This is a genomic window from Rhizobium sp. SEMIA 4085, from assembly GCF_013004495.1.
Lineage (GTDB): Bacteria > Pseudomonadota > Alphaproteobacteria > Rhizobiales > Rhizobiaceae > Rhizobium > Rhizobium gallicum.
On record NZ_JABEPH010000375.1, the window covers coordinates 1 to 5,632 of the forward strand.

The following is a 5,632-nucleotide window of genomic DNA, read 5'->3' on the forward strand; positions in this document are numbered from 1 at the left end:
CCCTGGGAGGTCGTTTCTCGTCATTCTACCTGAGGGCGCTTGGAGGAGGAGTGCGCTACTCCGAATTTCGTTGCGGACATCATATCCGCAGGCATCCGGTAAACCGGGCCGGGCTGCCATACCCGCGCTTCTTGATCGTCAATATAGTATGACTAATGGTTATTTTGCAGTGCAATATTTTCATGGTGGCCATGCGTTTCATGCATGCCTTATCTGCAAGGACTCCATCCTAGCGCGCTGCTGTTAATGCTCGGTTAATTCCGTACCAAGTTCGCACAGTGAAGTATCTTGAACGGCACAGGCTCGGGAGATTGCGAAAGACGCTGCTCCATCTATAAGATTGATGGGAAAGCCGCTGGAATCGGCACGGAGGCAGGCATGTATCGGGGACGGTTGGAGCGGGATCTGTCGCTCTGGGTGGAAAAGGGTCTGCTGCCCGAGGCGATGGCGGAGTTGCTGCTTGTCGAATATGACAGCCGGCCTGCAAGTTTCAGTCTCGGCAATGTGCTGATGGTGCTTGCCGCGGTCTTGCTTGCGGCGGCAGTCCTGCTGCTCATCGCCTCCAACTGGGAGGCGATTCCGCGGCTGGTCCGCGTCGGCGCGATCCTCGCCCTGATCTGGGCTGTTTATCTCGGCGCCGCACTACTGTTTGCTCGGGGGGCGTCGGCGGTTGCGAGCGGCCTGCTCGTCATCGGTGCCCTGAGCTTCGGCGGCGCGATCTCCCTCATCGGCCAGATGTATCATCTGTCGGGTGACGAGCAGACTGTTATGTATCTCTGGTTCGCGATCGCGACCGTGTCTGCCGCCCTCTTCCGCTCAGGTGTCGTGCCTGCCATAGGCGGCTTTCTGTCCTGGGCCTCATTCGCTGTCTATCTGACGGACTACGGCGCGCGCTGGGTGGGTTTCGATCCCTGGGCGCCGCCCGTCATGGCCGTGGTCATTGTCGCACTGGTGCGCTTTACCGGCGCAGCTCGTGCACGGCACCTTGCCTATCTGCTTGCTGTGGGCTGGCTTGCATGGCTCTACACCTTGCATGAAGATATCCGGACTGCGTTCGCCTTCGTGCTTTGCGGCATGGCCGCGTTCATTTCCGTCAGCCTGCCGCCGCTGCGTGGCTCCGCATTCATAAGGGCTGCGGGCGCTGCGCCGGCCTTTTACCCATTCTTGGTGGCGGCAGTCGGATTGCTGTTGCTCAACATAGAGCACGATGAAGGCTGGCCGCTTGTTGTGGTCGGCATGGCAACGCTCGCAACGGCCGTGCTTGCGATCGCGCTGCAGGGCCGAGACAACGGCGCCGTGCGCTATCTTGCCTACGCCACCTTTGCCGCCGAGGTTTTCTATCTTGCTTCCGTCACAGTCGGTTCGATCCTCGGAACGTCGAGCCTCTTTCTTCTGTCCGGTCTGCTGGTGGCGATCGTCGCCTGGGCGGTGATCCGCCTCGAGAGACGTTTCGGTGCAAGGTCGACGGAGGTGACGGAATGAATGCGTTGTCTTCAAAACGTCAATCGGGCAGGGGTTACCTGATTGCGGCGGTCATTGCTGCCGCCCTCCAGACCATCATTCTGGGATACATAATCGAAAGCCGCGCGGCGATCCTGCGTAGCGGCACCGAAGTCCTGCTGAAGACGACACCTGTCGATCCACGTGATTTCCTGCGTGGCGACTATGTCGTGCTGAATTACGAAATTTCGTCGGTTCCGGCACAGACGGTGGTCGGCGAGCTGCCCGCCGTAGCGGGCGAGCAGACGCTCTGGGTCCGCTTGAAAAAGCAACCGGACGGCTTTTGGGCAATCGCCGAATCCTCGTTCCAGCCGCTCCCCGAGGCAGCGGAAAGCGCCGTGCTCAAGAGCCGTCCATTTTACAGCTACGGTGTGCGCACGGCCGACACGATCCGCGCCGAATACGGGATCGAACGCTATTATGTGCCGGAAGGCCAAGGCAAGCCGCTGGAGGAGGCCCGGCAGGACGGCAGCGTTTCGATTGCTGCGCGTATTTCAAGCGATGGCACGGCTCAGATCCGCAGCTTGCTCGTAGACGGCAAGCCCGCCTATGAGGAGCCGCTCTACTGACTTTGGCGAAATGCCAGGCGAGGGGGGCTGGACACGGTTCTCTCCACGGCTCAGAGACAGGGCGTGAACATCATCCTCGTCGAGCCGAACATGGGCGACGGGATGTTCGCTCAGCTTCTCCGTGCCCGGTTTGTGGTCAAGTACCGGTGTCTATCGAGGACGCTGCTGGTCGAAGCACCAGAAGGAAGCTCGGATCATCGACACCCTCGAACCGATCATGAACCAGCACAGGCTCGCGGTCTGCTCTTCGCTCGTTGACTGGGACTACGACAACACGGCCAGCTACACGACCGACGAGGTGAACAAGTCCGTCTGTTCTACTAGATGACCCATATCATCCGGCAGCGGTCCCTTGCTCATGATGACGGTCTTGTGCTGTCGCTGGCTGTGTCTCCGACTGGCTTGGCCTTCCTCGTCTCGTCGTGTCGGCTCATTGATGCCTCAGGATGCCCTTGTCTTCATGTCTTGGAGGTTCAGGAGATCGACCATCTCGTCAGCCTCCTCGGCCTCGAATCTGTTCAGCACGACACCCTTGAGCACATGCGGCTTTCCCGTGAAGATATCGATCACGGACCAATAGGGTTCGTTGTCATACTTCATGACGAAGAACCTGATGTGTGGCGGGCGCTTCTCCATGAGGTGATCCTAACCCCGACCCGGAATTTTGGTACAAAATTCTGAGCCACCTATCGATATGCAGCACGCGCCGTGACCCACGGTACCCCTTCGATCTAACTCATGTGCCGCGTCGGTCGACCCACTGTCACCTTCTTTTGTCACAACGCGCCTAATTCTCCAATGAAATCAATGGTTCACACTAGATGCTGTATCTTGTGAAGGCAGGGGGCGGGGCTAGCGGGCTATCAAAAGGCATTGAAGACCAAGAATGTTCGTTCGAGTGCCTTCTAATCGGTGTCGTTTGATCCGACTGCCGTTCAGTGCAGCGCCAGGGGACCGTTTAGGTCAACCAAAAGAGGTAATAAAGGGAACCGAGAAGCAACCAAGAGTGAACTAAAGGGGATGGTTTATTAGTCTCTGCTAACTGACATAATGTCACAAAATGGCGAATCAGCTAGAATGCGGCTTTAATGTCGGCTGAAGCTCAAGATAGGCGCGGCGATGAGATACGAAATTGAACGGGAAAACAACGGAACCTACCGTATCATAGATCATCGAAGAAGCGATCAGGTCGCGGTCTGGGAGGACGCAGTTCAAGTTCGCTTATCGATTGGCCTTGCAAGTGCCATGGCTGGATATATGAACGCGAAGGACCGGCACGACACGGCTTGCGGTTCCAAATCCTGAACGCGCTTCGGCTCCCACAGGCAAGCTCTCACTGACGTAATGTCAAAATGACCCGGCGATTGGCTGGCGATTGCCAGCTAGATGTTTCGTGGGCGTCATTCTGGCGTGTTCATTAGGTGCAGCTGACCGTCTATCTTAGCGCCATGGGAGGGAAGGCTAAGGGGTTAAGGCATGACAGACATAGCAGACACGCAAAGGGCAAGCGCTGGCGTAACGCTCCGGGCGGACTGGCTCGGCGTCCTATCCATTCTATTCGTTGTGGCATTCATCGGGCTAGCGATCGCTGGATATGGCAAGAGCGCGCCGGGTGACGGTAACGCGGTCCTATCGATCGCACCGAAGGCGCACATAATGGCTCCCTAATATGGATTGGGAATTGGCAATTGAGAGGCTGATTGGGTTGGCTTGGCTTACCCTGTGTGGCACTTGCATATTCATAGCGGCAAAGAAGCACGCTCAAGGCCATACGCTTGAGATGTGGGGAATGATTTTCGTCGCGCTCGTTATGGCTATCATGTTCGCCGAGGTGATCAAAGAAGATGGCGCAATAGCTCCTGAAGGGGATTTTGGGGGTCTGAACCCCAATTAACTCACCCGCGTTCAACCGGGCTGGCACACGCCGGTCTGTGACTTCCCAAATGCAAGCAAGCAATCCTCACGGCCCGCGTCTGGTCTCACTGCACATCGTCGGGGACACCTGACCTCACCATCAAGGAGCTGGCGCAACGCACTGGCCTTGGCGATGGTGGCCGATCAATCACCCGCAAGAACGATGAACTCACGAAGGAGCATTACACGCCAGTCGGGAAGGAACTTCAGAAGGTTCCCGGCCGGAAAGCTTACGAAGACCCGAGAGACCGCAGTTTCAAGCGCGTTCGAGCAACCCTGAAGGGGCAGCGCGTCTTCAAAACCCTCATTGAACTCTTAGAGAGATAGCAATGGCTGTACGCAAACGAGGCGATGCCTTCATGGCGGATTTCATGATCAAGAGAACCCGCTACCGTGGGACTTTCGATAAGGTGCGCCTCTCAGGCGAGACGAACGAACGCCTCCGGTTCCAAACGAAGGACGAGGCGCAGAACCTTCTGGCTTACCGGGAGACGGTCTACCACGACGAGATGTACGCCTTCACAGTCTTCGCGCTTCACTGCGGGGCTCGCTCGGGTACCATCATGGATCTTCGCTGGAACAATTTCGCGCTGAATTGTCGCACGGCCCTGTTCATCGGCGGGGATAAGAAGTCGCCACCGAAGACGCTTCCCATGTCGCAGCCAACCATCGACGCGATCAAGACGATGGAGAGGCTTAACCCGAACAGCAAGGGATCGTTCGCGCACTTCAAGAAGGACGGCAAACTGCGCACGGCATGGGACCGGATGCAGGAGGCTCTCGGGTTCGACGACGTGGTCGTCCATACGCTTCGCCATACATGCGCCTCATGGAGGTGCAACGGGGGGTGGACTTGAAGCGCGTCCAGACGTGGCTCGGTCACAAGCGGATCGAGACGACGCTGATCTACGCGAAGCTCGGAACGGGTACCTCGACGTTTGCTCTGACATCCTCGGAGACTTGTTAGAAAGCCCGAAACCGCTGCTTTCTGTGGTGGGCGAGAACTAGCGTTGACTTGTGACAAAGCCTGTGACAAACGGTGTCAAAATTCACCAGATCATGCGGATGTGGCGGAATTGGTAGACGCAAGGGATTTAGGATCCATCGCCTGACAGCGTGGGGGTTCGAGTCCCTTCATCCGCACCAAAAACTGAGTGGAGAAATGGGTAGAGCCTCGGATTTAGGTTCTGGTGCCGCAAGGCGTGGGAGTTCAAGTCTCTCTACCCGCACCAAAGCTGGCCTGCAGGTGGGAGGACCGGGATAGGTCGCCTCAATTATCCGGCAGGATGGCGCCGTCCCCCCTTGGGAGGGATGCATTGGAATCTGACAAAAGCCACGCGCGGCAATTTTTCCGGCGTCGTGCTCATCGAAACGAACGGCGTCTGGGCACGGCCGCCACGAAATGAAGGTAGGAAGACATGCAGGTTATCGAAACGCTCGCTGAAGGGCTGAAGCGCGAAATCAAGGTCGTTATCCCGGCCAAGGACATGGAAAACAAGATGAACGAGCGCCTTGCCGACGTAAAGGACAAGGTGCGCATCAATGGTTTCCGTCCGGGCAAGGTCCCGGTCGCCCACCTCAAGAAGGTCTACGGCAAGTCGATCATGGCCGATCTCGTCAACGAGATCGTTCGCGAGCAGCCAACTCAG

6 protein-coding genes and 1 tRNA gene are annotated in these 5,632 nt (G+C 57.5%); 6 read left to right on the forward strand and 1 reads right to left on the reverse strand.

All coding sequences use genetic code 11. The features are described from left to right. The first annotated feature begins 378 nt into the window (after positions 1–378). The gene (locus C9413_RS26800) at positions 379–1,482 is read left to right on the forward strand and encodes a DUF2157 domain-containing protein (protein ID WP_170251139.1); all 1,104 of its coding nucleotides are present in this window, start codon (positions 379–381) and stop codon (positions 1,480–1,482) included. Beyond that, positions 1,479–2,069, forward strand: coding sequence for a GDYXXLXY domain-containing protein (locus C9413_RS26805; RefSeq protein WP_039844737.1), 591 nt, complete (start codon positions 1,479–1,481; stop codon positions 2,067–2,069). The genes C9413_RS26800 and C9413_RS26805 overlap by 4 nt, the downstream gene beginning before the upstream one ends. 441 nt (positions 2,070–2,510) lie before the next feature. Here the strand turns inward: C9413_RS26805 and C9413_RS26810 are convergent, their stop codons facing one another. Further along, positions 2,511–2,705 carry a hypothetical protein gene (locus tag C9413_RS26810; RefSeq protein ID WP_039844738.1) on the reverse strand — a complete coding sequence of 65 codons (195 nt, stop codon included), beginning with the start codon at positions 2,703–2,705 and terminating at the stop codon, positions 2,511–2,513. 840 nt (positions 2,706–3,545) lie between these two features. Here C9413_RS26810 and C9413_RS26815 point away from each other — a divergent pair. From C9413_RS26815 to C9413_RS26830, 4 genes are all read left to right on the forward strand, one after another. After that, positions 3,546–3,737, forward strand: coding sequence for a hypothetical protein (locus C9413_RS26815; RefSeq protein ID WP_039844739.1), 192 nt, complete (start codon positions 3,546–3,548; stop codon positions 3,735–3,737). Between the two features lie 575 nt (positions 3,738–4,312). Next, a complete protein-coding gene (locus C9413_RS26820; protein ID WP_170251140.1) occupies positions 4,313–4,840 on the forward strand; it encodes a site-specific integrase in 528 nt (175 codons plus the stop codon). 204 nt (positions 4,841–5,044) lie between these two features. Beyond that, positions 5,045–5,129 (forward strand) — tRNA-Leu (locus tag C9413_RS26825). Between the two features lie 272 nt (positions 5,130–5,401). Further along, a partial coding sequence (locus tag C9413_RS26830) for a trigger factor family protein (protein ID WP_281408681.1) occupies positions 5,402–5,632 on the forward strand: 231 nt, incomplete at its 3' end.

Coding starts and splice junctions, on each gene's coding strand:
- C9413_RS26800 (WP_170251139.1), top strand. CDS start 379: ATGTATCGGGGACGGTTGGAGCGGGATCTGTCGCTCTGGGTGGAAAAG.
- C9413_RS26805 (WP_039844737.1), top strand. CDS start 1,479: ATGAATGCGTTGTCTTCAAAACGTCAATCGGGCAGGGGTTACCTGATT.
- C9413_RS26810 (WP_039844738.1), bottom strand. CDS start 2,705: ATGGAGAAGCGCCCGCCACACATCAGGTTCTTCGTCATGAAGTATGAC.
- C9413_RS26815 (WP_039844739.1), top strand. CDS start 3,546: ATGACAGACATAGCAGACACGCAAAGGGCAAGCGCTGGCGTAACGCTC.
- C9413_RS26820 (WP_170251140.1), top strand. CDS start 4,313: ATGGCTGTACGCAAACGAGGCGATGCCTTCATGGCGGATTTCATGATC.